The 26,621-nt window shown below is 48.0% G+C and carries 19 protein-coding genes; 6 read left to right on the forward strand and 13 right to left on the reverse strand.

Annotation, left to right across the window (positions count from 1 at the left end; all coding sequences use genetic code 11):
• Positions 1–152: 152 nt before the first annotated feature.
• Positions 153–8,189: a putative Ig domain-containing protein gene (locus EOO50_RS03595; RefSeq protein ID WP_290837993.1), complete on the forward strand. Its 8,037-nt coding sequence runs from the start codon at positions 153–155 to the stop codon at positions 8,187–8,189.
• A gap of 69 nt (positions 8,190–8,258) precedes the next feature.
• Here the strand turns inward: EOO50_RS03595 and rfbD are convergent, their stop codons facing one another.
• The 10 genes from rfbD to EOO50_RS03645 all read right to left on the reverse strand — a co-directional run bounded on the left by rfbD (position 8,259) and on the right by EOO50_RS03645 (position 17,824).
• Entirely contained in the window at positions 8,259–9,110 is an 852-nt protein-coding gene (gene rfbD, locus EOO50_RS03600) for a dTDP-4-dehydrorhamnose reductase (protein ID WP_290837995.1), read from the reverse strand.
• Positions 9,104–9,655: a dTDP-4-dehydrorhamnose 3,5-epimerase gene (gene rfbC / locus EOO50_RS03605; RefSeq protein ID WP_290837997.1), complete on the reverse strand. Its 552-nt coding sequence runs from the start codon at positions 9,653–9,655 to the stop codon at positions 9,104–9,106. Before rfbC ends, rfbD begins: the two co-directional genes overlap by 7 nt.
• Positions 9,656–9,657: 2 nt before the next feature.
• Entirely contained in the window at positions 9,658–10,518 is an 861-nt protein-coding gene (rfbA, locus tag EOO50_RS03610) for a glucose-1-phosphate thymidylyltransferase RfbA (RefSeq protein ID WP_290837999.1), read from the reverse strand.
• 4 nt (positions 10,519–10,522) lie between these two features.
• A complete protein-coding gene (locus EOO50_RS03615; RefSeq protein WP_290838001.1) occupies positions 10,523–11,491 on the reverse strand; it encodes a hypothetical protein in 969 nt (322 codons plus the stop codon).
• A gap of 2 nt (positions 11,492–11,493) precedes the next feature.
• Entirely contained in the window at positions 11,494–13,188 is a 1,695-nt protein-coding gene (locus EOO50_RS03620; protein WP_290838003.1) for a hypothetical protein, read from the reverse strand.
• 100 nt (positions 13,189–13,288) lie between these two features.
• Positions 13,289–14,239, reverse strand: coding sequence for a carboxypeptidase-like regulatory domain-containing protein (locus EOO50_RS03625; RefSeq protein ID WP_290838005.1), 951 nt, complete (start codon positions 14,237–14,239; stop codon positions 13,289–13,291).
• Positions 14,239–15,135: a carboxypeptidase-like regulatory domain-containing protein gene (locus tag EOO50_RS03630; RefSeq protein ID WP_290838007.1), complete on the reverse strand. Its 897-nt coding sequence runs from the start codon at positions 15,133–15,135 to the stop codon at positions 14,239–14,241. The genes EOO50_RS03625 and EOO50_RS03630 overlap by 1 nt, the downstream gene beginning before the upstream one ends.
• Positions 15,128–16,612, reverse strand: coding sequence for a GH3 auxin-responsive promoter family protein (locus EOO50_RS03635; RefSeq protein ID WP_290838009.1), 1,485 nt, complete (start codon positions 16,610–16,612; stop codon positions 15,128–15,130). The genes EOO50_RS03630 and EOO50_RS03635 overlap by 8 nt, the downstream gene beginning before the upstream one ends.
• A gap of 1 nt (position 16,613) precedes the next feature.
• The gene (locus tag EOO50_RS03640) at positions 16,614–16,961 is read right to left on the reverse strand and encodes an SdpI family protein (RefSeq protein WP_290838011.1); all 348 of its coding nucleotides are present in this window, start codon (positions 16,959–16,961) and stop codon (positions 16,614–16,616) included.
• Positions 16,958–17,824: a M23 family metallopeptidase gene (locus EOO50_RS03645; protein WP_290838013.1), complete on the reverse strand. Its 867-nt coding sequence runs from the start codon at positions 17,822–17,824 to the stop codon at positions 16,958–16,960. The genes EOO50_RS03640 and EOO50_RS03645 overlap by 4 nt, the downstream gene beginning before the upstream one ends.
• Before the next feature lie 164 nt (positions 17,825–17,988).
• Here EOO50_RS03645 and tatA point away from each other — a divergent pair, with 164 nt between their 5' ends.
• Positions 17,989–18,171 carry a twin-arginine translocase TatA/TatE family subunit gene (gene tatA, locus EOO50_RS03650; protein ID WP_290838015.1) on the forward strand — a complete coding sequence of 61 codons (183 nt, stop codon included), beginning with the start codon at positions 17,989–17,991 and terminating at the stop codon, positions 18,169–18,171.
• 87 nt (positions 18,172–18,258) lie between these two features.
• Here tatA and EOO50_RS03655 read toward each other — a convergent pair whose 3' ends face one another.
• From EOO50_RS03655 to EOO50_RS03665, 3 genes are all read right to left on the reverse strand, one after another.
• Positions 18,259–20,382, reverse strand: a complete 2,124-nt coding sequence (locus tag EOO50_RS03655) for a Tex family protein (protein WP_290838017.1) — start codon at positions 20,380–20,382, stop codon at positions 18,259–18,261.
• A 179-nt stretch (positions 20,383–20,561) separates the two neighbouring features.
• Positions 20,562–20,993 carry a ribose 5-phosphate isomerase B gene (gene rpiB / locus EOO50_RS03660; RefSeq protein WP_290838019.1) on the reverse strand — a complete coding sequence of 144 codons (432 nt, stop codon included), beginning with the start codon at positions 20,991–20,993 and terminating at the stop codon, positions 20,562–20,564.
• 606 nt (positions 20,994–21,599) lie between these two features.
• A complete protein-coding gene (locus tag EOO50_RS03665) occupies positions 21,600–21,839 on the reverse strand; it encodes a DUF2007 domain-containing protein (protein WP_290838021.1) in 240 nt (79 codons plus the stop codon).
• Positions 21,840–21,985: 146 nt separating this feature from the next.
• Here EOO50_RS03665 and rnr point away from each other — a divergent pair, with 146 nt between their 5' ends.
• From rnr to EOO50_RS03685, 4 genes are all read left to right on the forward strand, one after another.
• Entirely contained in the window at positions 21,986–24,220 is a 2,235-nt protein-coding gene (rnr, locus tag EOO50_RS03670) for a ribonuclease R (RefSeq protein ID WP_290838023.1), read from the forward strand.
• Entirely contained in the window at positions 24,217–24,894 is a 678-nt protein-coding gene (locus EOO50_RS03675; protein WP_290838025.1) for a head GIN domain-containing protein, read from the forward strand. Before rnr ends, EOO50_RS03675 begins: the two co-directional genes overlap by 4 nt.
• 68 nt (positions 24,895–24,962) lie before the next feature.
• Complete coding sequence (locus EOO50_RS03680) at positions 24,963–25,649, forward strand: LysE family transporter (protein ID WP_290838027.1); 687 nt, start codon at positions 24,963–24,965, stop codon at positions 25,647–25,649.
• Complete coding sequence (locus EOO50_RS03685) at positions 25,649–26,602, forward strand: hypothetical protein (RefSeq protein WP_290838029.1); 954 nt, start codon at positions 25,649–25,651, stop codon at positions 26,600–26,602. The genes EOO50_RS03680 and EOO50_RS03685 overlap by 1 nt, the downstream gene beginning before the upstream one ends.
• The last annotated feature ends 19 nt before the right edge of the window (positions 26,603–26,621 follow it).

Consider the following 26,621-nt stretch of genomic DNA (forward strand, 5'->3'; position numbering starts at 1 on the left):
ACAAAGGAGATGGCTTTTCGCTGTCTCCTTTTTTACATTTTTGGCAGATTTGCAGTTGTTCGTAGTTCGTCGAAAAACATAGTTTTGTATCGATTAAAAATCAACTGCCTTAAAATCCCGCTTTACTTTACACAACAAAACAGGTAAAAAACATGAAAAAAATTACGTTCTGGCTGCTTGCATCGGCACTTTTTACATTTGTCTCACCCGCGTTTTCACAAGTCGTGATCAACGAGATCGTGACTTCGAATACGACGTTGAACACCGATGAAGACGGAGATTATCAAGATTGGGTAGAGCTGTACAACAACGGGCCGAGTGCTGTGAACCTCAACGGTTACGGTCTTACCGACGATCCGACGTTGCCGTTCAAATGGGTTTTCCCGAACGTGAATTTAGGCTCAGGCCAATACCTGCTCATCTATTGTTCCGACAAGAACCGAACCGTCGTCGGACAGCCCTTGCACACGAATTGGAAAATCAGCTCGTCGGGCGAAACGATCACACTTACGAACGCCGAGGCCGTTACCGTAAATCAAGTCCCGTCAACGGTTATCATGCAGAATTTCTCGTTCGGACGTTTCCCGAACGGAACCGGACCTTTCATGTTTTTCCAGGATGTGACGCCGTCGGCCATGAACGCCGCGGTTGGCTACACGGGCCTTTTGTCGGCTCCTGTTTTCTCGCAGCAAGGCGGATTTTCGACATCGGCGTTTGACCTGACGCTTTCCACAAATGAACCGGGCGCGACGATTCTGTACACGCTCGACGGGTCGGAACCAAGTGAAGCGAATATCGGCGGACAAACCTATACCTATCGCAATTCCTATAACGAGACAGGTTCGCAAACGCCGGGCCCGATGCTCACCAACAGCTATGAAACGCTTACTTACAACACTCCGATAAACATCGTCGATCGTTCGCCTTTACCCAATAAGTTGGCCGCGATCTCATCGACCTATCATTTCGATCCGTCGTTCTACATTCCCGACAATCCGCTTTTCAAAGGCACGGTCGTTCGCTCGAAGGTCGTAAAACCCGGAGCACTCGCGAGTCCGACGATTTCCCAAACGTATTTCGTAACGCCTGAAGGCACGAGCCGTTTTGAATTGCCTGTGGTTTCCCTTTCTTTCACTGAAACCAGTTTTTACGATTACGAGGATGGAATTTTCGTCGCCGGAAAAGACTTCGAAGACTGGAGAGCTGAAAATCCGGGTATTCATCCGGGAAGCCTTCGCGTCGGGAATTATTACCGAAGTGGCGAAACTACCGAGCAAAAAGCCAACATGTCCTATTACGTAAACGGAAACCAGGTAATCAGCCAGGATGTCGGAATTCGGGTACGAGGTGCTTCGACCCGCAAATACGAGAACAAATCGCTTACGATCTATGCGCGTTCCGAATTTGGGGACGAAAACCTGAGCTACCCGTTCTTTTCAGATTTGCCGTATCAGGATTACGAACGCCTGACGTTGTCGACATCGGGAAGTGATTTCCGAAACACGATGTTCCGCGATGCGCTTTGTCACAACATCTGTTATGAGATGCAATGCGAAAACGAGGATTACCAGCCCACGATTACATTTATAAATGGGGAATATTGGGGAATCATGAACCTGCGCGAGCGTTACGACAACAACTACTTCAAACAGGTATATGGTTTCGAGGATGTCGATCTTTTGGAAAACGATGGCGATGTGGAAGAAGGTGACGATGATCATTACGATGCGCTGTCGGCCTACATGCAAAGCCATAATCTTTCCAATCAGGCCGATTTCGATTACGTCGTGACGCAGCTTGATCCTGAGAGTTTCGCCGATTATTACATCGCGAATATTTATTTCGACAACTCTGACTGGCCCGGAAACAACCAACAGTTCTGGAGAAAGAAAACCGCACAATACGAACCGACGGCCAGTTATGGCGCTGACGGTCGCTGGCGTTGGGTTTTCCACGATATGGACGATACGTTTTCATTCGGAACCGACGATTATAACCACAACAATCTGCAAATCGCGACCTCGGTCGGATCTGAAAACATAAATCCGGCTTGGTCCACGCTTTGGTTGCGCCGGATGATCCAGAACGAAGGTTTTAAAAATTACTTCGTCAACCGTTTTGCCGACATGATGAACAGTTATTATTTACCGGCTGTCGTCACTGGAAAAATGAACGCGATGAAGGATGTCATTTTCCCTGAACTTCCTGAGCACACGCAACGTTGGAGTGCTTTTGACATGGGCGATTTCGATTGGTATATGAATTATCAGACGGGATTCGCGAACCAACGTCCGGGCTTCCAGAGAAATCACATCCGCAACAAATTCTCGATCGCGAACAACATCACCGCGACATTGAACGTCTCGAACGTCGACCATGGTTACATCAAAATAAATACGATCGAGATCACGCCAGCCTTGGCCGGGGTAAACGCGACTCCGTTTCCATGGAGCGGAACGTATTTCTCGAACATTCCCGTAACGCTTACGGCAATCGCAAAACCGGGTTACGTGTTCAGCCATTGGACGGGCGCATCATCGGCTACGACCGCTGAAATTACGGTAACGTCGGCTACAAGTTTCAACGTGAACGCCGTTTTCATTCCTGAAGGTTTTGCCGTCGAAGAAAGCGAGCCGGTGTATTTCTGGATGATGAACACCGCCATCCCGAACGATACGCCGCTTACCTTCTTGAATTCCTCGTACGAAGTGCTTCCGAACACGACGATTTCATATTCGTCTTCGCTTGCTGGTTATCCGTTCACGTCGACCGATCCTTTGTGGAGACACGGTTCGATGGAGCGCCGCAACAGCCCGACGCCGTTGAACTATCGCACCGAAGCCAACTCGAATTTACCATACGCTCCGGGCATCATGCGCGGCCTGCAGATCACCCAGCCGTTCCAGAACAACGGTCTTGAGAATACGATGGTGTTCAATTTGCCGACGAAAGGTTACAAGGAAATCAAGTTCTCATTCGCCGCGATGGACGAAGGTGCCGCGACCGGAATTACTTTGGATTATTCAGTAAACGCGGGCACTCCGGTTTGGATCACGACAGGATTGGCTTCGTCTTCATTGGCGCTTACAACGGGAACGTATCAATTGTTTGAAACCGATTTCTCGGCTTTGGCATCGGTGAACGACAACGAGAATTTCAAGGTTCGTTTGCGATTCACCGGCCCGAACATGACAGCCGATACCGGCGCTCGCGTCACGTTCAACAACATCGCGATGGACGGCGTCCAAATGCCGCTCACCTATACAAGCCCGAATACGTTTACGGTCGGAACGGTTATCGCGCCACTGGTTCCAGCCACGACCGCAACCGCGACAAGCTATAGCATTTCAACACCGCTTCCTGCGGGATTGTCTTTCGACACGACTACGGGAATCATTTCAGGAACGCCGACAACAACTGCCGCAACCGCTACTTACACCGTAACTGCGACAAACGCTGGCGGAAGCACGACTTTCGACGTAATTATTACGGTGAATCCTGCCATTGTCGCTCCGACCGCTTTGAGTTATACGACACCAAATACATTTACAGTCGGAACTGCGATCACGGCTTTAAGCCCGACAGTTACAGGAACGGTTGATTCATACAGCGTTTCTGCGACATTGCCTGCGGGATTGTCTTTCGATACGGCAACAGGGGTAATTTCAGGAACGCCGACTGCTGTTTCAGCAATCGCGACTTATACCGTTACAGCTACGAATTCGGGCGGAAGCGTAACGTTCGATGTTGAGATTACAGTGAATGCCGCCGCTCCGACCGCTTTGAGTTATTCGACTCCGAACACATTTACCGTCGGAACTGCGATTATGGCCTTGAGTCCGACAGTTACAGGAACGGTCGATTCATACAGCGTTTCTGCGACATTGCCGGCGGGATTGTCTTTCGATACGACGACAGGAGTAATCTTGGGAACGCCGACTGCTGTTTCTGCAACCGCGACTTATACCGTTACCGCTACGAATTCGGGCGGAAGCACAACATTTGATGTTGAAATCACAGTCAACGCCGCCGCTCCGACCGCTTTGAGTTACACGACTCCGAACACGTTTACAGTCGGAACTGCGATCACGGCTTTAAGCCCGACAATTACTGGAACGGTCGATTCGTATAGCGTTTCTCCGACATTGCCTGCCGGATTGTCTTTCGATACTACGACAGGAGTAATTTCAGGAACGCCGACTGCTGTTTCTGCAACCGCGACTTATACTGTTACCGCTACGAATTCGGGCGGAAGCGTAACGTTCGATGTTGAGATTACAGTGAATGCCGCAGCTCCGACCGCTTTGAGTTATTCGACTCCGAACACATTTACCGTCGGAACTGCGATTACGGCTTTAAGCCCGACAGTTACAGGAACGGTCGATTCGTACAGCGTTTCTGCGACATTGCCTGCCGGATTGTCTTTCGATACGACGACAGGAATAATTTCAGGAACGCCGACTGCCGTAACCGCGACTACAACTTATACTGTTACCGCTACGAATTCTGGCGGAAGCGTAACGTTCGATGTTGAGATTACAGTGAATGCCGCCGCTCCGACCGCTTTGAGTTATTCGACTCCAAACACGTTTACCGTCGGAACTGCAATTACGGCTTTAAGCCCGACAATTACAGGAACGGTCGATTCATACAGCGTTTCTTCTGCATTGCCGGCGGGATTGTCTTTCGATACGACGACAGGGGTAATTTCAGGAACACCGACTGCTGTTTCTGCAACCGCGATTTATACTGTTACCGCTACAAATTCGGGCGGAAGCGTAACGTTCGATGTTGAAATCACAGTCAACGCCGCCGCTCCGACCGCTTTGAGTTATTCGACTCCGAACACGTTTACCGTCGGAACTGCGATTACGGCCTTGAGCCCGACAATTACAGGAACGGTCGATTCGTACAGCGTTTCTGCGACATTGCCTGCGGGATTGTCTTTCGATACGACGACAGGAATAATTTCAGGAACACCGACTGCTGTTTCTGCAACCGCGACTTATACCGTTACAGCTACGAATTCGGGCGGAAGCACAACATTTGATGTTGAAATCACAGTAAATGCCGCAGCTCCGACCGCTTTGAGTTACACAACTCCGAACACGTTTACCGTCGGAACTGCGATCACGGCTTTAAGCCCGACAATTACCGGAACGGTCGATTCGTACGGCGTTTCTGCGACATTGCCTGCGGGATTGTCTTTTGACACGACGACAGGAGTAATTTCAGGAACGCCGACTGCTGTTTCTGCAACCGCGACTTATACTGTTACCGCTACAAATTCGGGCGGAAGCGTAACGTTCGATGTTGAAATCACAGTGAATGCCGCCGCTCCGACCGCTTTGAGTTACACGACTCCGAACACGTTTACCGTCGGAACTGCGATCACGGCTTTAAGCCCGACAGTTACAGGAACCGTTGATTCGTACAGCATTTCTCCGACATTGCCAGCCGGTTTGTCTTTCGATACGACGACAGGAGTAATTTCAGGAACGCCGACTGCTGTTTCTGCAACCGCGACTTATACTGTTACCGCTACAAATTCGGGCGGAAGCGTTTCGTTTGGCGTCGTGGTTACAGTGAATATGGCCGCTCCGACTGCATTGAGCTACAGTTCACCGAATACGTTTACCGTCGGAACCACAATTACCGCTTTGACGCCGACCGTAACCGGAACCGTTACCTCTTACAGCGTCGTGCCTGCGCTTCCGAACGGATTGTCGATCAACACGACGACAGGAGTAATTTCAGGAACACCTGCGAGTGCGACCGCGACCTCAACTTATACGGTTACCGCGACGAATGCAACCGGATCGACTTCGTTTGGAGTCGTGATCACGGTGAATGCTGCCGCGCCCGGCAATTTGAGCTATACGACACCGAACGTTTATACGATCGGTGCGAACGTGTTCTTGTTCCCGTCAATCATCGGGTCGATTACCGGATTCTCGGTTTCGCCTGCTCTACCTGACGGACTAACGTTGAACCCGCTCTTCGGAATTATCACCGGAAACCCTACAACGGTAACACCAACTGCGATTTACACGGTAACGGCGACGAATTCAGGCGGATCGACTTCGTTCGGGATTTCAATCACGATCAACGACATCGCGCCATCGGCGTTGAGTTATACCTCTCCGAACACTTTTGCCGTCGGGAACGCAATTGCGCAACTGACGCCGTCGGTGACTGGAAATGTCGTTTCCTATTCGGTTTCGCCGGGACTTCCTGCGGGATTGAGTTTGAATACCACGACCGGAGTCATTTCAGGAACGCCATCGGCTGCGACCGCGACTGCGACATATACCGTAACGGCTACGAATTCGGGTGGATCGACCTCATTCGGGGTTGTAATCACCGTGACCGCTCCGGCGCCAAGCGCGTTGAGTTATACGACTCCGAACGTGTTTACCGCGGGAACTACGATTACCGCGTTGACGCCGACCGTGACCGGCTCGGTTTCATCATACAGCGTTTCTCCTTCATTGCCTGCGGGATTGAGTTTGAATACATCGACGGGCGTCATTTCAGGAACGCCATCAGTTGCTACAGCACTTGCAAGTTATACGGTTACGGCTACGAATTTGGGCGGAAGCACGACATTCGACGTCGTGATCACAGTGAACGCGGCCGCTCCGACCGCTTTGAGTTACAATTCTCCGAACACATTCACCGTCGGAAATACGATCACTAATTTGAACCCGACCGTAACAGGAACGGTTTCCTCATACAGCGTTTCTCCTGCGCTTCCTGCAGGTTTGTCGTTGAACGCGGCTACGGGAGTCATTTCAGGAACACCGTCGGCTGTGGCTGCGACCGCAACTTACACCGTGACGGCGACGAATGTAAGCGGAAACGCGTCATTCGGGGTTGTGATCACCGTTAATCCGATGGCGCCTGACGCTTTGAGTTACAACTCGCCAAACACATTTACCGTTGGAACTGCGATCGGGAATTTGAACCCGACCGTATTCGGAACCGTGACATTGTACAGCGTTTCTCCGGCGCTTCCTGCGGGATTAAATCTGAACACGACGACCGGAGTCATTTCAGGAACTCCGACGGCTGTGACCGCGACTGCGACTTACACGGTGACCGCGACGAATTCGGGCGGAAGCGTTTCATTCGGCGTGATCATCACCGTGAACGGAATTGCGCCGAGCGCGTTGAGTTATACTTCGCCGAATACATATCCTGTAGGGTCGAACATCATACCGTTGACGCCGACAATTACGGGATCGGACGTCGTTTATTCTGTTTCACCTTCGTTGCCGGCCGGACTTTCCATGGATTTCATAACGGGCATCATTTCAGGAGTTCCGACAACGGTTACGCCGATTGCCGCGTATACGGTTACGGCTACGAATTCGGGCGGAAGCATCTCGTTCGACGTCATCATCACGATTACCCCGGCAGCGCCTACAGCTTTGAGTTATACGTCTCCAAATACGTTTACCGTCGGAACTGCGATCGCGAATCTAAATCCGACCGTGACGGGAACAGTGACGTCGTACAGCGTTTCTCCTGCGCTTCCTGCGGGATTGAGTTTGAATACGACAACCGGAGTCATTTCAGGAACTCCGACGGCTGTTACCGCGACTGCGACTTATACGGTTACCGCGACGAATTCGGGTGGAAGCGTCTCGTTCGACGTCATCATTACCGTGAACGACATCGCGCCGACCGCATTGAGTTATACATCGCCGAACACATATTCGGCCAATGCTGCAATCACGCCGTTGATCCCGACAGTTACAGGTTCCGGCATCACGTATTCGGTTTCGCCATCGTTGCCAGCCGGATTGTCGATCGATCCTGCGACGGGAATCATCTCAGGAACTCCGACAACGACAACGCCGATCGCAACTTATACGGTTACGGCGACGAATTCGGGCGGAAGCGTCTCGTTCGACGTCATCATCACGATCACGCCAGAACTTAGCGTCGGTGATCCACGCGCGATGCAATTCATTGTGTTCCCGAACCCGTTCCGCGATTCGATTTCGATCAAAGGACTGGAAGGCGACACGACATATTCGTTGTATTCGATCGACGGAAAACTCGTGCAATCGGGACGCGTCGAGAACGAAACCATCCGATTCGGAGAGCTTGCGCAAGGCATTTACACGTTGCGTCTGGAAAGCGAAGGTCGTATGGGAATCAAGAAGATTGTCCGAAACTAATCGCACATAAAAATCAAAAAAGGAGGTTCAGGAATGACCTCCTTTTTTTATGCGGTAACGTGAAAATATTTACGAATTCGCCTTGAAAGCGTCGGCGAGCGCGAGTTTCCAATCGCGGATTTCCAAACCGAAAATTGATTTGATCCTCGACTTATCGAGCACGCTGTACGCCGGACGTTTTGCCGGAGTCGGGAAGCTGCTCGTGGGGATCGCATGGAGTTTCACATTGCTCTTTGCCAAGCTGAAAATCTCTTTGGCGAAATCGTGCCAGCTCGCGATTCCTTCGTTGCTGTAGTTGTAGATTCCGTACGTTGTTTTTCCGGATGTGATGATTTTGAGCAACGCGTGCGCCAAATCAACCGCGTATGTCGGCGTTCCGATCTGGTCGCTCACAACGCTTATCTCGTCGCGTTCCGACGCCAATCGCAACATGGTTTTCATGAAGTTGTTTCCGAATTCCGAATAAACCCAAGACGTCCTGACGATGAAATAGCGCTCAAGGATGTTCATCACTTCAAGTTCGCCGTCCCGTTTTGTGCGTCCGTACACGCCTTGCGGATCGGTCGGGAAATCTTCGATGTAGGGAACCGAACCGTTTCCGTTGAACACGAAATCGGTTGAAACGTGAAGCAACGTGCAATTGTAGTCGAGGCAGGTTTTCGCGAGGTTTTTGACGCCGTCGACGTTGATCGCGTGCGCTTTCTCGGGTTCGCTTTCAGATTTGTCGACAGCCGTATACGCCGCGGCGTTAATGCAGAAATCGGGTTTTGTCTTTTCGAAAAGCGTTTTTAATGATTCCGGATTCGTGAGGTCGCCTTCGGTCGAATCGGCGAAGTAAAAATCGATCGAACCGTATTGATTCTTGACCGACCTCAACGCTTGGCCCAATTGTCCCGATGCGCCCGTGACAAGAACTACCATACTTTTTTTGCGTCGTTTAACGTGGGAAGGATTTGGTCTTTCTCGGAAATGATCATTTCATTTTCAGGGAAATTCCAGTTTATGCCGACCGATGGATCGTTGAACATCAATCCGCCCTCTGATTCTTTATTATAGAAATTGTCGCACTTGTAAAAGAAAACCGCCGTTTCGCTGAGCACTAAAAAACCGTGTGCGAATCCGCGAGGTACGAAGAATTGTTTTTGGTTGTCGCCCGAAAGCAGGATCGATTCATATTGCCCGAAGGTTTCCGATCCGGGACGCAAATCGACCGCGACGTCGAGCACTTCGCCCCTTAAAACCCGGACCAATTTCGCCTGCGCATGCTGGCCAGTCTGGTAATGAAGCCCGCGCAAGACGCCTCGTGACGAAACCGATTGGTTGTCCTGCACGAAATGCGCCTCATAACCCGTTCCGTTCGCGAACGTGCGCTCGTTGAAGCTTTCCATGAAAGAGCCGCGCTCGTCCCCGATTATCTTGGGTTCGATGATAAAACAGCCTTTTAGTTTGGTTTCGGTAAACGTCATTTTTATTGGATTAATCCTAGCAAATGTTTGCCATAACCGCTTTTAAGCAACGGCTCGGCGAGTTTTTTTAGTTGGTCGGACGAGATGTAGCCCATTACATAAGCGGCTTCCTCGATCGATCCGATTTTCAATCCTTGGCGTTCTTCGATTACCTGGACGAATTGTGACGCCTGCATCAGCGAATTGAACGTTCCGGTGTCGAGCCAAGCGGTTCCTCGGTCGAGAATGCTGACCTTGAGTTTTCCACGTTTGAGGTATTCTTTGTTGATGTCGGTGATTTCAAGCTCGCCGCGGTGGCTTGGTTGTATGTTGGCCGCGATGTCGACCACGTCGTTGTCGTAGAAATAAATTCCGGGAACGGCGTAGTTCGATTTTGGTTCGGCTGGTTTTTCTTCGATCGAAAGTACGTTTCCGCTTGCGTCGAAATCAACGACACCGTAACGTTCGGGATCGTGGACATGGTACGCATAAATTACGCCTCCGTCAGGATTGTTGTTCGATTTCAGCAAACCTGAAAGCCCTGTTCCGTAGAAAATGTTGTCGCCCAAGACGAGCGCGACCTTGTCGTTCCCGATGAATTCCTTACCGATGATGAACGCTTCGGCCAAACCATTCGGGTTTTCCTGGACGGCGTATTCGAATCGGCAACCGAGGCTCGTTCCGTCGCCAAGCAATTGCCTGAAAAGCGGCAAATCGTGGGGAGTCGAAATGATCAGGATCTCGCGGATTCCCGACCACAAAAGCGTCGAAAGCGGATAATAGATCATCGGCTTGTCGTAAATCGGCATGAGTTGCTTACTCACGGCGAGCGTCAACGGGTGAAGGCGCGTTCCGGATCCTCCGGCTAAAATAATTCCTTTCATTGCCTTACGCTTGGTTCATCTTTGCAGATTGTTTCCTATAAAAAGACAAGAACAATTTTATGGCGATGAACAGGAAAATGAACAATAACGGAAGTACGATTTTAAGTTTACCGTTTACCGCTTTCGTGTTTTCAATGTTCAATATCGTATTGTTGTCTTTTACGATTTTATCGATGCTGACCATGTCGATGCGGTGATCGCCTTGTTCGCGAACGAGCCTGTCTTTGGTTTCGAGTACATCGTTGAGCTGCGTATTCTGGTTGATATAGACCTGTCCCGACCCGGAATTCTTCGAGGCAAGCGCGTCGAGAAGTTTGTCGATTCGTTTGATCGTGGAATCGTTGGCGCTCATTTTATAAGCGACGTTCTTCACGTATTCTGTTTGGATTTTCCTGTAAAAATCGCTGTCGTTGAGATATTTCAACAAAGGCTCGACTGTCTTTTTGGTGTCGGTCGCGTCTTTTGTAGAGAACGTGATCAGGTGTTGCGGATAGTTCTTGCTCGTAAGCGGTTCTTCGACAATCTTCCTTATATCGCTGTTTTCAGCCATTACCTTGAGCATCTCCAAATACGTTTCGTTGCGGTTCGCGAATTGGTAAATGTCCACGATCGGTTCGATTTCGATCTTAGCCAATTTCTTGGCGTTCTGAATGCCGAGTCCTTTGAGGAAAACCGTATCGTTCTCCTTGATCTTGGATTCGATCAGATCTACTTTTTCATACAGATAATCGACACTTCCGAAATTCGGGGAAACGACCAATAAGTGATCGTAGGTTTTTTGGGTTTTGTCAAGGTAAAATCCAAGCCCGACGCCAACGATCAGAAGCACTATCAAAATAATCGCATTCTTAATCCCGAACCTCAACAATTGGAACAATCGAGCGTTGAAATTACTTGCGGCGTTGCCCATTTTTTTTCTGAGTTCGGCCAAGTCGATTTCGTTTTCGTCTGAATTTTTTGGTTGTTTACTCATTTCTATTTCGAATTTAATATCTGTTCAAGTATTTTAATCGTAATCAAATAGGTCGGTTTCACGCCTGTGGTTCCCAAACCTCCCGATGCGAGCGTGCTGCCCGTTTCCAGCGGATTGTCGGAAGCGTAATACGCATATCGCACTTTCACGTCAGGGTTGATGCTCTTTCGGATTTTCGACGCCGACTGTATCGCCTTTTGGTAATACGCGCCTTCCATCTCAAGGCCGATCACGCCCCAGGTCGACTTGTTGAAGAACGTCAAAAGATCACGGTTTTGGAGTGAAGTTCCCAAAACGGTAACCATCGGGCCTGCGTAAACCGGAATATCGTTGCCTTCGAACATGTCGAGCGTCAACTCGTTTTCGAACGGATAATTATCGCCCGTTCCTTCGTTTATGTGTGCCGACGGAATCATGATATCGCCTTTTCCGCCTTCCAAGATTCCCGCTTTTCCCATGATCGAAACCGACACGACGTTCAACAACGTGCGCTGGTTTTTCGATTCCTGGAACGGTTTCAAAAGTTCGTCGATCGTTTCATAAGCTTGCTCACCGAATGCGTAATCCATGACGATGATAACGGGATTTTCGCCCGAAACGTTCGCGTTCGGGAAGCTTGAATTTTTCCAGTCGATCTTTTCAGTGTCGAAGATCTGCACGTCGATGTTCGTGCCCGACGTATCGGGAAGCGAGATCATGCCGTGTTCCGTCGCGAATTTCTCAACGGGTTTGCGCAATGCGTCGGCGCCTGATCTACTGAGTTCTTCATAGATCACGAAATCGCTTTTGTCCTTGAACTTGGTCTTGAGCAGATGCGTCGCGAAAAGCGAATTCATCACACTGTGCATGTTCGCGCTGATGATATGGATCGGGCGGTTCAACAAATTGTTGTCGCGCAAAATGGTCTTGATGTTGTTCGCCCAGATTTCACCGTGAATGTGATGCCCGAGGCGTTCGCGCAGGATCGGGCTGAACGAGATCGTGCGTTTGTTGTTTTCTATGAGTTCCTCGATCGCGAGTTTTCCAAGCCAATAGATAACATGGATAAAACGATCGGGTTTTTCAGTTGTCCCGAAACCGTCGTAAATCTCGATGATTTCTGAGAATGATCGGCCCAATAGATTCGCCGCGTGCGACATCGCCTGTTCGCGTTCGGCCAATTCAAGCGGCTCGCCGTTCTCAACAACCTCGCCGAGCTTTTGCCAATCGCGTGAAACCTCGCCGGTATTTTCATCCAAAAGCGCGCGGTTCTTAATCTTGTGCGATTCGATGAAAAGGAACGTGAGGTGCGTCAAAATATCATAGATATCCGAGCGGCCGCGCGTGATTTCGACGTTCATCTGTTCGTCGTCGATGCGGTAACAATTGCGTTTTCTCTTTGGCGGGATGATCGCCTTGAAATGGGATTTCGAGTAACCTTCGTCGGACGTCAAATTGATGAACCGGCATTCCTCGATCCCTACGGGAAGGCGCTCGATCACATACAACAATCCGTTAAGTTCTACTTTCTCGCCGGCGATACTGCCGTAAATTTCAGGTCGCAACGCCAAAAGCGCCTCGCGTAAAGTTTCTCCGGAAACGCCCATCGGTTTATAAAAACCCCTGTTGAACAGGTGGCGCATCGTAATATAAAGCCGTTCGACCGCGCTCGAAGATTCCTGCGCGCGTGAGCGAACGATATTTTTAAGTTCTTTCATTCAATAAAATTCTCACTGTGCAAATGTAGGGTTTTTGCACTTTAGTTGGTTAGGGTAAGGTTAATTGCGGGTTCGGCTGATAATTCCGACGTTAATTTTACTAATTCGACAACGTGATTTCTACCGCGAATTCTTCCCAATACGTACGGATTTTTTTGGCGTGTTCCATCATTTGCTTGAATTGATGGCTATCGGCGGGATTCATAAGGCGGATTTCATTTTCGAAAGCATCGTATCTCGCCAGGTCTTTGCGGAACGGCTTCCAGGTCGCGATTTTCCAGTCGAAACCCCAGGACGAATTCTCGGCTTTGTACTGTGTGCCGAACGTGGGCTGGTAACTGGTTTGTGTGATCGTCCCCGTTTTGGATTCATACGTGAATTCGTACCGATTCTCGGGAATCACGAGCCATTCCAACGCAACGAAAAAACCGGTTTCAGAGCATTTTATCTTGAATTCGGAAACATCGATTATCGTTTTGTTTCGTCCTTTTTTTGCCGACGCCAAGATCGGTTTTGCGAGCATTTCGCTTCCCGGAGTTCCGTCAGCGTTGGCTTCGATCAGGTAAAAATTGAACTTCGCGCCTTTTATCTTGGAAACCGTCGCGACTGAAATCGTCTTTAAATACGGTGTTTCCGACGGAATCTGCGCCACATTGAAATATCGCGCCACGCGAAACGGCCTTCCATTGCAACCGTAGGTCGTTTCGACATTTTTCATTTGGAATTCACCGACGACATTCGATTTCGTGCGTTTGGGTTTTTGCACGGAAACCGCATCGAGCAAAATCGGGGCGGGTTGCAGGACGACGTTCGATGCCGCATTCGCGCGCAGTTTTTTCGTCGCGTATCCGATGGCCGAAAAAAGCAAATTCTTGTCGGTTTCAGCCGATATCGAAAATTGTCCGGCTTCGTCGGCGTTGGTTCCGACTTCAGTATTTTCGATCCAGATTGTTGCGTACGGAATCGGTTCGCCGGAAATGCTATCCTTGACCGAACCTTGGATTTGGGCGACGAGCAACGTCGGAAGAAGTAAAAGAAATATTGTTTTCATCAATTCGAGATAGTGATTGAAATCGTCGATTCGAGAAATTTATCGTGATATTTCCGCATCATGACGTTCGAAAGGCTACCCGAATCGTCGACTTTGTGTCGCGACCGCTTGCTCCATTTCGACGTTAGATACCAAGTGTTGTTCTCGTCCGATGGTAAAAACCCGAAATACGGTTGTTGGACCGAGACTTCTCGCGTCTTCTTATCGCCCGAAATGCTTTCATAGACAACCACGGTCGTATACAGATTTTCCTTTATTTTCAACGGCTCGATCGCGACGAAGATGCCGTTTTGGGGTATTTCGATGTTGAATTCGGCAATGTTTACGGTCGTTTTCCTGTCGCCTTTCGGAACCGACGCGATTATATTTTTCGCGACCAGATCGAGATCCGGTTCTCCATTTTCGTTGACGCTCATGATTCGGATGTTGACCTTCGCGCCTGAAATCTCGCTTTTGGAATTGAACGTGACTTCGGTCAAGAAAGGATATTCCGACTTTTCGTCGGGATTGAAAACCTTACCCGCAGTTTGGTTGATGTAAACCCGAATGCCGCTTGTCCCGAATTTGTCGATTTGTTTGCTGCGTTTCCGTTTGGCTTTCCCGACGACGATTTCCCGTAATTTGACGGTTTCGTCCCACATCACAACTTCGTTCACGTCAATTCCCTGAAGCGTGATCGTCTTGAAACCGACTGCCGAAAACGTGAATTTTTCGTCTGGTTTATGGTTCGGGATTGAAAACGTTCCGTCGGCTTCGGCTGAAAAACCGTCGTTGCCCGATTCGGGGAAAATGTTCACGTAAGCGATCGGATCTCCGTGTTCGTCGATTACGCGGCCTTTGATCTGGGCGGCGATCAGCGTTGGGAAAAGCACGAAATACAGTAGCATTTTAGACATCGAGTGCGTCGGCGATTTTACGGTCGTTGGCCAATCTCGGCAATTTATTCTGTCCGCCGAGTTTCCCGATCGACTTCATATATTCGTCGAATCCGCCTTTTCGAACTCTTGTGATGACGATCTTTCGAAGCACATTCCCCGCAATCAAGTCGTCATAATACACATTTTGTTTGCGCATCGCGTCGTCGATTTTTTGCGAGAAAGATGCGATTTCCGCTGGTTCGTTTTCAAATTCGATGAACCATTCGTGATACGGCAAACCCTCGGTAGGATTGATTTGGGGCGCGACAGTGAATTCATTTACGCGAACGTTGGTTCCTTGCATGGCTTCCTTGAGCGCTTCCTCGACTTCCTTGCCGATCACGTGTTCGCCAAACGCCGAAATGTAATGTTTTATGCGGCCCGACACGATCACGCGGTACGGTTTTGTCGACGTAAATTGTACGGTATCGCCGATGTTATACGCCCAAAGGCCGGCATTCGACGATAAGATCAACACGTAGTTCACGCCGATTTCGACTTCCCCGATCGTGAGACGTTTGGGGTTTTCGGTAAAAAATTCGTCGGCTTTGACGAACTCGTAGAAAATTCCGGAGTTGAGCAACAGCAACATTCCCTTTTCTTTTTGGGAATCCTGGTACGCGAAAAATCCTTCGGACGCGGGAAACAGTTCGATGCTGTCCACTTTTCGGCCGATCAGATTTTCGAATTTCGCGCGGTACGGCTCGTAATTCACGCCTCCGTAAATAAACAGGTTGAAGTTTTTGAAGATTTCCCCGACGGGCTTTCCTCCTTTTTGCCGCAGCTTTTCAAAATACATCTGCACCCAACTCGGGATGCCTGAAATCACGGTCATGTCTTCGTTTATGGTTTCGGCCACGATCGCGTCAACTTTGGTTTCCCAGTCGTCGATGATGTTCGTTTCCCAACTCGGCATGCGGTTTCTTTGCAGATATTTCGGGACGAAGTGCGCGACGATTCCCGATAATCGCCCGAATTTGATGCCGTGTTTTTCCTCAAGTTCGGGACTTCCCTGCAGGAAAATCATTTTTCCGTTTACGAAATCGGCGTTTCGGGTTTCATGGATGTAATGCAGGATCGCGTCGCGCGCGGCTTCGATATGGAACGGCATCGATTCTCTGGTGAGCGGAATGTATTTCGCGCCCGATGTCGTGCCCGATGTTTTGGCGAAGTACAACGGTTTTCCGGGCCAAAGCACATTTTCTTTACCGTGTACGACCGCATCGACGTAGGTTTTGAGGCCTTCGTAATCGCGGATGGGAACTTTTTGCGAAAAATCAGCGTGGTTTTTTATTTCCGAAAAGTCATGGTCGCGCCCGAATTGCGTGTCTTTCGCGGCCGCGATCAACCCGCGAAAAACCTTCTGCTGGGTTTCCACAGGATTTTGTGCCCATTTTTGGGTTTTGGCGTAGATGTAATCGGCGAAGATTTTTGCGGCGAACGATTTGAACGACATATTAATTCGGGAATTTCTTTTTGAGCGCGATTTCAGTTCGCAAAATCAAATAAAGCGTGCTGGCGAGCAACAAGACGATCGTGCCGACTGCCGATTTCACGGGATTGATTCCAAAATAATTGCTCGCGAACGAAAAACCCAACAGGAAAATGCCTGCCTCGATCATGCGGAACGACGAGAAACGCTGCGCGAAATCCCAATGCTTTTGTGATTTCATCGACGCCGACGTTCGGTAACCATACAATCCGTTGATCTTTTTCGGTGGAAAAGCCAACATAATTATCGAGACGATCACGAAGATCAATCCGACGAGTAAAGCCGTGGTTTCAATAGACATGTCTTTCATCATTCAAACGATATAAATTGTTCGGGATCGATCGGATAGCCGTCTTTCCATAATTCAAAATGCAGATGCACGCCCGTGGATTCCTGACCCGACGTTCCCGCGAGCGCAATGACTTCGCCCGTTTTCACGACGTCGCCTTCAGATTTGGTGAGTTCGGCCGCGTGCTTATAGGCCGAAATGAATCCATTGTTATGGCGCACGATGATGCAGTTTCCGTTGGTCGGCGTCCAGTCGGCGAAAATCACGTTTCCGCCCAAAATGGATTTGATCGGCGTGTTTTTCGGCACCGCGACATCGACCGCGTAGTGTTTCTGGCGCGCGTTGAATTTGTCGGTCACGCTGCCTTTTACGGGCGCGAAAAGCACGATTCCTGTTTTCGGGGTCGCTTTTTCGAACAGGTTGTATTTGTCTTCTTTGGCGACTTCGTTTCGGAGTTCGGTTTCCTCGTCAGACGCCGTCAATTTCCCGTCGGGCACTTCCAATCCGGCCGCGATTATGGAATCCTTGCTGAGTTTGGCGAAATCGAGATCGCCGGTAAGGATTCGCTTTATCGATCGGATATAGGCTTCGTTGTTGCGCAACGCGGTTTGCAGGGAATCGGATTTGAGCGCCAATTCGGTCGCATCCCTTTTCAATTTCGACGACGCATACCCCGGAATATACTCGCGCAAAGGCGTAAACGCAATGATGTACGTCGTCACGAAAATGATCAGCACCGCGCCTACAGTTGCCACGACGAACACGTTCATAAGCGTCAACCGAAGCGAAAAAATTTCCTCGAACGTGTCTTCATTCAAAATAACCAGACGGTTTTTCGTGAAGAGTTTCTTGGCGATTTTTTTTCGTTTGAGTCGTTTTGCGCACATGGTTTCGCGTTATCCTACAAATATAGGAAATCCAAACGCGGGTTGATTCCGTAAATGACTTAGGTGGCAATCATAAATATTTGCTAATCCTTTAAATAACCCGACGCAATTTTGCGTTATATTTGCTTGATATTTTTCAATTGCTTCGGCTAAAATTATGTACCATGGGAAAATTTGGAATGACTGAATGGATCTTGATCATCGCCGTAATCTTGTTGCTCTTCGGAGGTAAAAAGATTCCGGAACTAATGAAAGGTTTGGGTTCTGGAGTTAAGGAATTCAAAAACGCGGCAAAAGACGAAAACGCTGCCGAGAAGAAAAAAGAAGAACCGAAAGACGTAATATAAAAATCCGTCAAAAGATTTTTGGCCACGAAATTCACGAATATTTGCTAGGAAATTAGCGCCTGTTCGTAAATTTCGTGGCTTTCTTTTTTATAATATCATCGTCAATTGGACGCGTTTGCGGTCTTCGTCGACTTCAACGACTTTTACCTGGACATGTTGGTGTAATTTCACGACTTCGTTCACGTCCGACACGAAACCTTCCTTGAGTTGGGAAATGTGGACCAATCCGCTCTCTTTGATTCCGACGTCGACGAAACAGCCGAAATTCGTGATATTATTGACGATTCCGGGCAACACCATTCCCGATCGCAAGTCTTTAATCGATTTGACTGAACTGTCGAACTCGAAAATTTTGGCCGATTTCCTCGGATCGAGCCCAGGTTTTTCCAATTCCTTTATTATGTCTTTCAAACCCAGGATACCGACGGTTTCCGTCACGTAATTCTCCGGTTTTATGAGCGCCGTTTTTTCCTTGTTCGCGACGAGTTCCTGCACCGATAATTTCAGGTCTTTCGCCATTTTTTCGACGATCGGATAGCTTTCAGGATGCACGGCCGAATTGTCGAGCGGATTTTTAGCATTTGAGATCCTGATAAACGCCGCGCCTTGCTGAAACGCCTTATCGCCCAAACGCGGGACTTTTTTGAGTTCTTTTCTTTCAGTGAACGGCCCGTTTTCAGAACGATACGCGACGATATTCTCGGCAAGCTTCTCCCCGATTCCACTCACGTACGATAGCAACGATTTACTCGCCGTATTGATGTTGATACCGACCGAATTCACGCAGCGCACCACGACCGTATCGAGTTCTTCCTTTAATTTGGTCTGGTCGACATCGTGTTGGTATTGTCCGACGCCGATGGCTTTCGGGTCGATCTTGACGAGTTCAGCTAACGGATCCGACAGTCTTCGTCCGATGGAAACCGCGCCTCTCACCGTTACGTCATACTTCGGGAATTCCTCACGCGCGATTTTCGACGCCGAGTATACCGACGCTCCGGCTTCGCTGACCACAAAAACCTGGATCGGTTTATCGAACGCTATTTTCTTGATGAAGAATTCGGTTTCCCTTGAAGCCGTTCCGTTTCCGATTGAGATCGCATCGATCTTGTACGCGTTTACCATCGATCGGATCTTTTTCATAGCGATTGCGTCTTCTTTTTGGGGCGCGTGAGGGAATATTGTTTCATTATACAGCAGATCACCTTTTTCATCGAGGCAGACGATCTTGCAGCCGCTTCGAAATCCGGGATCGATCGCCAAAATTCGTTTTTCACCTAAAGGCGGCGCGAGCAATAGTTGGCTCAAGTTCGTGGCGAAAACATTGATCGAATTCGCGTCGGCTTTGGCTTTGGCCTCAGATAATGCTTCGTTCGAGATTGCGGGTTCGAGCAGTCGTTTGTAACTGTCGGAAATCGCTTTTTTTAGATGACTTGAAGTATCTCGGTTGTTTTTTATCACCGAATTTTCCATCATCTCGAGAGCTTCTTCCTTTTCGATGTCGACGTTTAATTTCACGAAACCTTCGTTCTCGGCGCGTAACATCGCGAGCAGACGGTGAGACGGCGTGCGCGACAGGTTTTCGCTCCAATCGAAATACTGATTGAATTTTTGGGCGGCTTCATCATCTTTTTTGGTCTTTACGACTTTGGTCGTGATCGCGGCTTTGCGCTGGAAGATCCGACGCAGCGTTTCCCTTATGTAAATGTTCTCGCTGATCCATTCGGCGATGATGTCTCGGGCGCCTTGCAAGGCTTCGTCTTCGTTAACGACGTTTTTATTCAGGTATTTCGACGCTATGTAATCGACATCGTCCGAATTTTGCGCCATGATGATCTTGGCCAGCGGTTCCAAACCATTTTCACGAGCAGTGTCGGCCTTGGTTTTCTTCTTTTTCTTATACGGTAAATACAAATCCTCGAGTTCGCTCAAATCGAATGAAGCTTCGATTTTTTTGGCGAGTTCGGGCGTGAGCGCATTTTGTTCGTCGATCGATTTCATGATGCTTTCCTTGCGCTTGGTGATAGTATCAAATGATAGCATCAACTTTGCAATCTGCTCAATCACAACCTCGTCGAGATTTCCGGTCATGTCTTTCCGATAGCGCGAAATGAAGGGAATCGTACAGTCTTCGAGTAACAATTGCACCGTATTCTGGATGCTTTTTGCGGGAGCGGAAACGTGTTGGGAAATGTATTGGATGTTGGTCATTGAGATGATAGATAATAGACGGATAGATGATAGACGGAAAGATGATAGACGATTTCGTTTTGATGAACTCCGAATTTAAAGGCGTAAATATCGGAAAAAAGTGAGCCGCGAATTCGCGAATTTTGCACGTTTTTAAGAGTACAGATTCGCGAATTCGCGGCTAAAAAAATTTTTCGGTCTTAGCTACAGGCTATTTTATTGACGCGTGTCGCATGTCGTCCGCCTTCGAATTCGGTAGCGAGAAAGTGTTCGACCATATCTACGGCTTGCGGAACCGACGTGAAACGCGCCGGGATCGCGATGATATTCGCATCGTTGTGACGTCGGCATAAATCGGCGATTTCCTTTGTCCAGCAAACGCCTGCGCGTACGTTTTTATGTTGATTGGCGCTCATGGCTATTCCGTTTCCGGTGCCGCAGATCAGAATTCCGAATTCGGATTTTCCTGAACTTACGTCTTCGGCTACAGGATGTCCGAAATCGGGATAATCGACACTGTCGGTCGAATCGGTTCCATAATTGGTGACTTCATGCCCGAGCGATGTAAGTTTTTCGAGTATCGCTTTTTTGTAGTCGGGACCGGCGTGGTCGTTTCCTATCGATATTTTCATGGTTGTGTTTTTGCAAAGGTAGTTTTTTGTCTTTTGTTGTCTAATAGGTGAATCGTTTATTTACGCTCCATCAGTTCGGCTTGGCCTCGGGTGTTTATTTTATCGGTGACTACATTTCGCGGAACAGATCAATTTTTGAGTATGTTTATAACGATTTGTAAGTGGTTGATTTCCAGATAACGTTAAGTTAACATTGATTGTTGAAAACATCGGACAAGATTTTAGAAAATTATCATCGATGTAAGGAAAAAATTTCCAATCAAAAATCCAGACGTAAAATCCTAATTGAGTTCGGTCTAATTTTGGAAAAGTTTTCAATAACGAAATTGCAGATATCAACAGTTTTCGGCAAGGTGAATTTTCGACAAGATCAGTTACATTTGGATTGTCAACAGTTGTTAATCAAATCATAAAAAAGTCTAAAATCCAGCAGTTTGCATGTCGATTCCAATGTTAATAAATCGTTATAAGAAAGTAAAACGAAAGCACAAGATTACAATTCGTAAAATTATTGTAGCTATTCACACGCTATAATAACCACCATTTTTAAAATTTAAAATTCCCTTTTCTTTTTTTGTTTTTAATGAATGTTGACAACCTTTCAGTTTAGACGATGCGAAGGTCGTGTCCGCCTTTGAGTTCGTCGAGGATCATGTTTACCGAATCGGCGTCGTTCGGATGGATCTTGAGTTTGATGCCGCCGAGTGCGAGCGAATACATGGGCGCAACCGACGCCGTGGCTTCATTTTCAAAAAAGTAATTGATGCCTTCCTGTTCGAGCCTGTGCTTAAGGATTTCGATTTCGTGAGTATATTGGAAAATGGCGATCGTGATGAAATTTACCATGTGTGAAATTGCTGTTTCCTTAAAGGTACGAATGTTTTGGATTTCCCAGCTTTTATGCCAAAAAGTTATATTTTATTTAAAACTCTGACGCTTCAAGTTTTAACAGTCGGTTATTTTGTAATTTTCAGGATTATTTTAACTGAAAAATGAGCAAAAAAGCACCAAGACCCGGAAGCAAACCAAAAGACTTTACGGGAAAAATACTCAAGATACTCGCCCGAAATTCCAATAAAGGGTTCAACCATAAGCAAATCGCGGCCATTCTCGAAGTGGACGATACCAAAAGCCGAAACGAGATCATCCGCGACTTGAAACTACTCGCGGCCCAAAAGAAAATCATCGAAAGCGAACCCGGAAAATATCTGGTCAAGGCTGTCAGCAAGGATTATTACGAAGGTAAGATCGACATGACGAGCCGCAAGACCGCGTATTTCATCTGCGAAGAGTTCGAAGAAGATGTCTTCATTCCGAACAATAACCTGAACCGCGCCCTTGACAAGGACAGAGTCCAGGTTTATGTCTATAACCGACGAAAAGGGAAGCGTCCTGAGGGCGAAGTCGTAGAAATCCTGGAACGCCACAAGACCGATTTCGTCGGCGTGATCGACATCCAGAAAAACTTCGCGTTCGTATCGACGGCAAACCCGAAAATGTACACCGATATTTTCATTCCGAAAGACAAGATCGGAGACGCTGAAAACGGAGACGTCGTGCTCGTAACGATCGAAGATTGGCCTAAGAAAGCCGATTCACCGTTTGGAATCGTAACGAAAGTCCTCGGAAAACCCGGAGAACACGACACCGAGATCCATGCGATTCTAGCGGAATACGGATTGCCATATGATTTTCCTGTCGATGTCGAAGTCTACGCCCAAAAGCTTGATACGTCGATCCATCAGGACGAAATCGACAAGCGTCGCGACATGAGAAAAACGCTTACGTTCACGATCGACCCTAAAGATGCCAAGGATTTTGACGACGCTTTGTCTTTCAAGAAACTCGACAACGGCAACTTCGAAATCGGGATCCATATCGCCGATGTTTCGCATTACGTGCAGGAAGGAACGATCCTCGACGATGAAGCCTATAACCGCGCAACTTCAGTCTATCTCGTGGATCGCGTTGTTCCAATGTTGCCTGAGGTTTTGTCGAATTTCGCGTGTTCGCTTCGTCCGCATGAGGAAAAATATACGTTCTCGGCCGTTTTCGAGGTCGATAGCAAAGCAAACGTAATCAATCAATGGTTCGGACGCACGGTAATCTATTCAGACCAGAGATTCGCTTATGAGGAAGCGCAACATATCATCGAAACGAAATCGGCGGTAATTCCCCAGGAGATTTCGTTGACCGGAGAATCGTACGAAGCGCCCGCCGAAATCGTGGAAGCGACGTTGAAACTCGACGAACTCGCCAAGATTATGCGTCGTAAACGTCTTGCCGACGGCGCGATCTCTTTCGATAAGGTCGAAGTCAAATTCAAACTCAACGAGAATGACGAACCTGTCGGCGTGTATTTCAAGGAAGCTAAGGATTCGAACCACCTGATCGAGGAATTCATGCTTTTGGCCAACAAGAAAGTCGCGGAATTCATCGGGAAGCAAAAGAAGACGTTCGTGTACCGAATCCACGACGAACCGAATGAGGATAAGCTCATCGGACTTCAAGGCATCATCTCGAAATTCGGTTACAGCATCGACTTCAGGAGCAAACAGCATATTTCCCAATCGCTCAATAAATTACTCACCGACGTTCAGGGAAAAAAAGAACAGAATATGGTCGATACGTTGGCCATCCGAACAATGAGCAAGGCCAAATATTCGGTGCACAATGTCGGGCATTACGGTTTGGCGTTCGATTACTATTCGCACTTCACCTCGCCTATCCGTCGTTATCCCGATGTGATGGCGCACCGATTGTTGCAGTATTACATCGACGGAGGCAAATCGGTGAGCGAAGAAGTCTATGAGGAAAAATGCGTGCATTCGTCGAACATGGAATATTCAGCGACCCAGGCCGAACGCGATTCGGTGAAATACATGCAGGTTAAATACATGCAGGATCACAAGGATGAGGATTTCCTCGGTGTGATTTCAGGTGTTACCGAATGGGGAATCTATGTCGAGATCGTCGACAACAAATGCGAAGGAATGTGCCGTATCCGCGAGATAAAAGACGATTATTACACGTTTGACGACAAGCAATACGCGCTCGTCGGACAGGTTTCCCACAACAAGATCCAACTCGGTGATGAAGTCTACGTGAAGGTTAAAAGCGCCGATTTGGTCAAGAAACAACTCGACTTCCATTACCTCGGGAAAAAAGAGGAATATGAAGCCGCGAAGAATCAGAATCAGGAACAACAGAAAAACAAGAAGAAATGAGAACGTTAGGATTTGTGCTTACCGTATTATTTTCGATACAAGCCGCATTCAGTCAGACCATTACGAAAGATCCAGGAGATTTCAACAAGGTTAAAGTGTACGACCAGATTTCGGCCGAATTGATTCCGTCAAACGAAAACAAAGTCGAAATCTCAGGAAAACGCTGTAAGGACGTGATCGTCGCCAACCAGAATGGCGAACTAAAACTCGCGATGCCGCCATCGAAATTACTCAAAGGCGAAGAAATCGAAGCCAAGATCTACTATCAGGAATTGAAAAGCGTCGATGCGAGCGAAGGCGGATATATTTCTAGCCAACAAGCCGTGAACTCCCCGAGATTGGAAGTGACCGCGAAAGAAGGTGCCGAAATCAAGTTGCAGCTCGACGTCGAGATTTTGAAAGTGAAATCAGTTACGGGAGCGATCGTGCGTTTGGAAGGAAAAGCCGGCGACCAGGAAGTTTCTATCGGAACAGGCGGAATCGTCGAAGCCAAGGATTTGATCACCGACCGAACCGACGTGAGCATCAATGCAGGCGGAGAAGCTGACGTGAACGCTTCCAAATACGTGAAAGCGAGAACCAAAGCCGGTGGCGAGATCACGATTTATGGAAATCCGGAGAATGTTGACAAAAAATCAATTTTGGGCGGAACGATTGTCGAAGCAGGAGATTAAGCCCACGTTTATTAACATCTTTTGAATTTTCAGTTATATTTGTGTTTCCACAGTTATAAGCCTTTTTGATGATCGAAGATATTTTGGCAGCGATTCCGGTCGGATTCGTTTTGAGTTTTATTATCGGCCCGGTTTTTTTCGTTTTGCTGGAAACCAGCGTTGTCAAAGGTTTTCGCGCTGCTTTGTCGTTTGACGTCGGAGTGATTTTGGCCGACATCGTTTTCATAATCATCGCATATTTTTCGAGTTACCGGTTGATCACCGCGATCAAGGACGATCCCGCGTTGTTTATTTTCGGGGGTCTGGTCATGCTTACTTACGGCATCATCAGTTTGGTCAAAAACAAGAAACCCAAGAAGAATATCGATCCTGAAGATCCCGCCGAGCTCGCGAAAAACAACTATTTCACGCTTGCGATAAAAGGCTTTTTCCTCAATTTCATCAACGTCGGTGTGTTGGGATTTTGGTTGTTGCTGATCATTTCAGTCGGTCCGAAACTGCAGTTGCAACCGTCCAGAATGTTCACGTTTTTCACTTCGGTAATCCTGAGTTATTTCGTCGTTGATATTTTCAAGATATTGCTTGCCAAACAGTTACGACGTTATCTGAACCCGCACAACATCTTGATGATCAAGAAGGGAATCAGTATCATTTTGATCATTTCGGGACTCGTATTGTCAGTTCAGGGATTGTTCCCTAAGGAGCGCGAACGCGTCAATAAAGTCATCGAGAAATTCGAACACCAAAACGATTGATGAGACGGTTTTTACTACTATTTTTTGTATCGACACTAGCGATTTCGTGTGCTGAAAAAAGCGAGACGACCGATTTTAAAAAGCAATCCGGATTGTTGTCGGAACACTTTTCGAGCCTCGACAATTCCACTCAAAAATTCGAAATTTCGTTCGACAAGCCATCGCTCGTAAAAGGTGAAAAAGGAACGATAATCCACGTTGTTCCTGAGAATTTGGAAACCGAAAATGGCAAACCCATCGGATCTGAAATCCACGTCGAGCTAAAAGAATTATTCACGTCCGACGATTTTTTCAGGGCGAACGCTCCGTCAATTTCAAACGGGAAAATGCTCCTTTCGGGCGGTGAATATTTCATCGGAATGACATCAAACGGAAACGTGCTTCGCGTCAAACGAGGTAAAACGATCGAGGTGGAATTCCCTCGGATCTCTACCAAACGCATGGAGCTTTTCACTGCCGATCGCGACAGTCTGAACCGATTGAACTGGTCGCCCGCGAATCAGAAATTCAAGAAACAGGACGGCACCGAAAATCTTCTTTTCGACATGAACGGCAACATCGTGAATACGTATGACAATGACGCTTTGGCCGACAAATATGCGCCGATGCAACTCGATTACATCGGATGGATCGCTTGCGGTGCGTTCAACAGGACGGAAACTCCGGGCGATTTCGAGATTTCATTTGCCGATAAGAAATTGACGTATGCCGAAACGTATCTGATCTTCAAAAAGACGAACAGCACGCTTCAATTGTCTACTTATTTCAACGGAAAAGACAAAATGAAATTCGAGAAAATTCCCATCGAGCAGGAAGCGGAATTGGTCTGTCTTGCGGTGAAAAACGGTAAACTGCTGAAATTCAAAACGCAAGTCGACCTTACGACACAGGCGAAGATAGAAATCGTTTTCAAGGAAAATCAAAAAAACAAGATCAACAAAACCGGACATTGATTTTTTAAACCGAAACTTT

Source organism: Flavobacterium sp., from assembly GCF_004211145.1.
Lineage (GTDB): Bacteria > Bacteroidota > Bacteroidia > Flavobacteriales > Flavobacteriaceae > Flavobacterium.

Bases quoted from the DNA above. Each gene is read 5' to 3' on its own strand.
- EOO50_RS03595 (WP_290837993.1), top strand. From the start codon at position 153: ATGAAAAAAATTACGTTCTGGCTGCTTGCATCGGCACTTTTTACATTT.
- rfbC (WP_290837997.1), bottom strand. From the start codon at position 9,655: ATGACGTTTACCGAAACCAAACTAAAAGGCTGTTTTATCATCGAACCC.
- EOO50_RS03620 (WP_290838003.1), bottom strand. From the start codon at position 13,188: ATGAAAGAACTTAAAAATATCGTTCGCTCACGCGCGCAGGAATCTTCG.
- EOO50_RS03675 (WP_290838025.1), top strand. From the start codon at position 24,217: ATGAGAACGTTAGGATTTGTGCTTACCGTATTATTTTCGATACAAGCC.
- tatA (WP_290838015.1), top strand. From the start codon at position 17,989: ATGGGAAAATTTGGAATGACTGAATGGATCTTGATCATCGCCGTAATC.
- rfbA (WP_290837999.1), bottom strand. From the start codon at position 10,518: ATGAAAGGAATTATTTTAGCCGGAGGATCCGGAACGCGCCTTCACCCG.
- EOO50_RS03635 (WP_290838009.1), bottom strand. From the start codon at position 16,612: ATGTCGTTCAAATCGTTCGCCGCAAAAATCTTCGCCGATTACATCTAC.
- EOO50_RS03665 (WP_290838021.1), bottom strand. From the start codon at position 21,839: ATGGTAAATTTCATCACGATCGCCATTTTCCAATATACTCACGAAATC.
- EOO50_RS03655 (WP_290838017.1), bottom strand. From the start codon at position 20,382: ATGACCAACATCCAATACATTTCCCAACACGTTTCCGCTCCCGCAAAA.
- EOO50_RS03680 (WP_290838027.1), top strand. From the start codon at position 24,963: ATGATCGAAGATATTTTGGCAGCGATTCCGGTCGGATTCGTTTTGAGT.
- EOO50_RS03685 (WP_290838029.1), top strand. From the start codon at position 25,649: ATGAGACGGTTTTTACTACTATTTTTTGTATCGACACTAGCGATTTCG.
- EOO50_RS03630 (WP_290838007.1), bottom strand. From the start codon at position 15,135: ATGTCTAAAATGCTACTGTATTTCGTGCTTTTCCCAACGCTGATCGCC.
- EOO50_RS03640 (WP_290838011.1), bottom strand. From the start codon at position 16,961: ATGATGAAAGACATGTCTATTGAAACCACGGCTTTACTCGTCGGATTG.
- EOO50_RS03645 (WP_290838013.1), bottom strand. From the start codon at position 17,824: ATGTGCGCAAAACGACTCAAACGAAAAAAAATCGCCAAGAAACTCTTC.
- EOO50_RS03615 (WP_290838001.1), bottom strand. From the start codon at position 11,491: ATGAGTAAACAACCAAAAAATTCAGACGAAAACGAAATCGACTTGGCC.
- rfbD (WP_290837995.1), bottom strand. From the start codon at position 9,110: ATGGTAGTTCTTGTCACGGGCGCATCGGGACAATTGGGCCAAGCGTTG.
- EOO50_RS03625 (WP_290838005.1), bottom strand. From the start codon at position 14,239: ATGAAAACAATATTTCTTTTACTTCTTCCGACGTTGCTCGTCGCCCAA.
- rpiB (WP_290838019.1), bottom strand. From the start codon at position 20,993: ATGAAAATATCGATAGGAAACGACCACGCCGGTCCCGACTACAAAAAA.
- rnr (WP_290838023.1), top strand. From the start codon at position 21,986: ATGAGCAAAAAAGCACCAAGACCCGGAAGCAAACCAAAAGACTTTACG.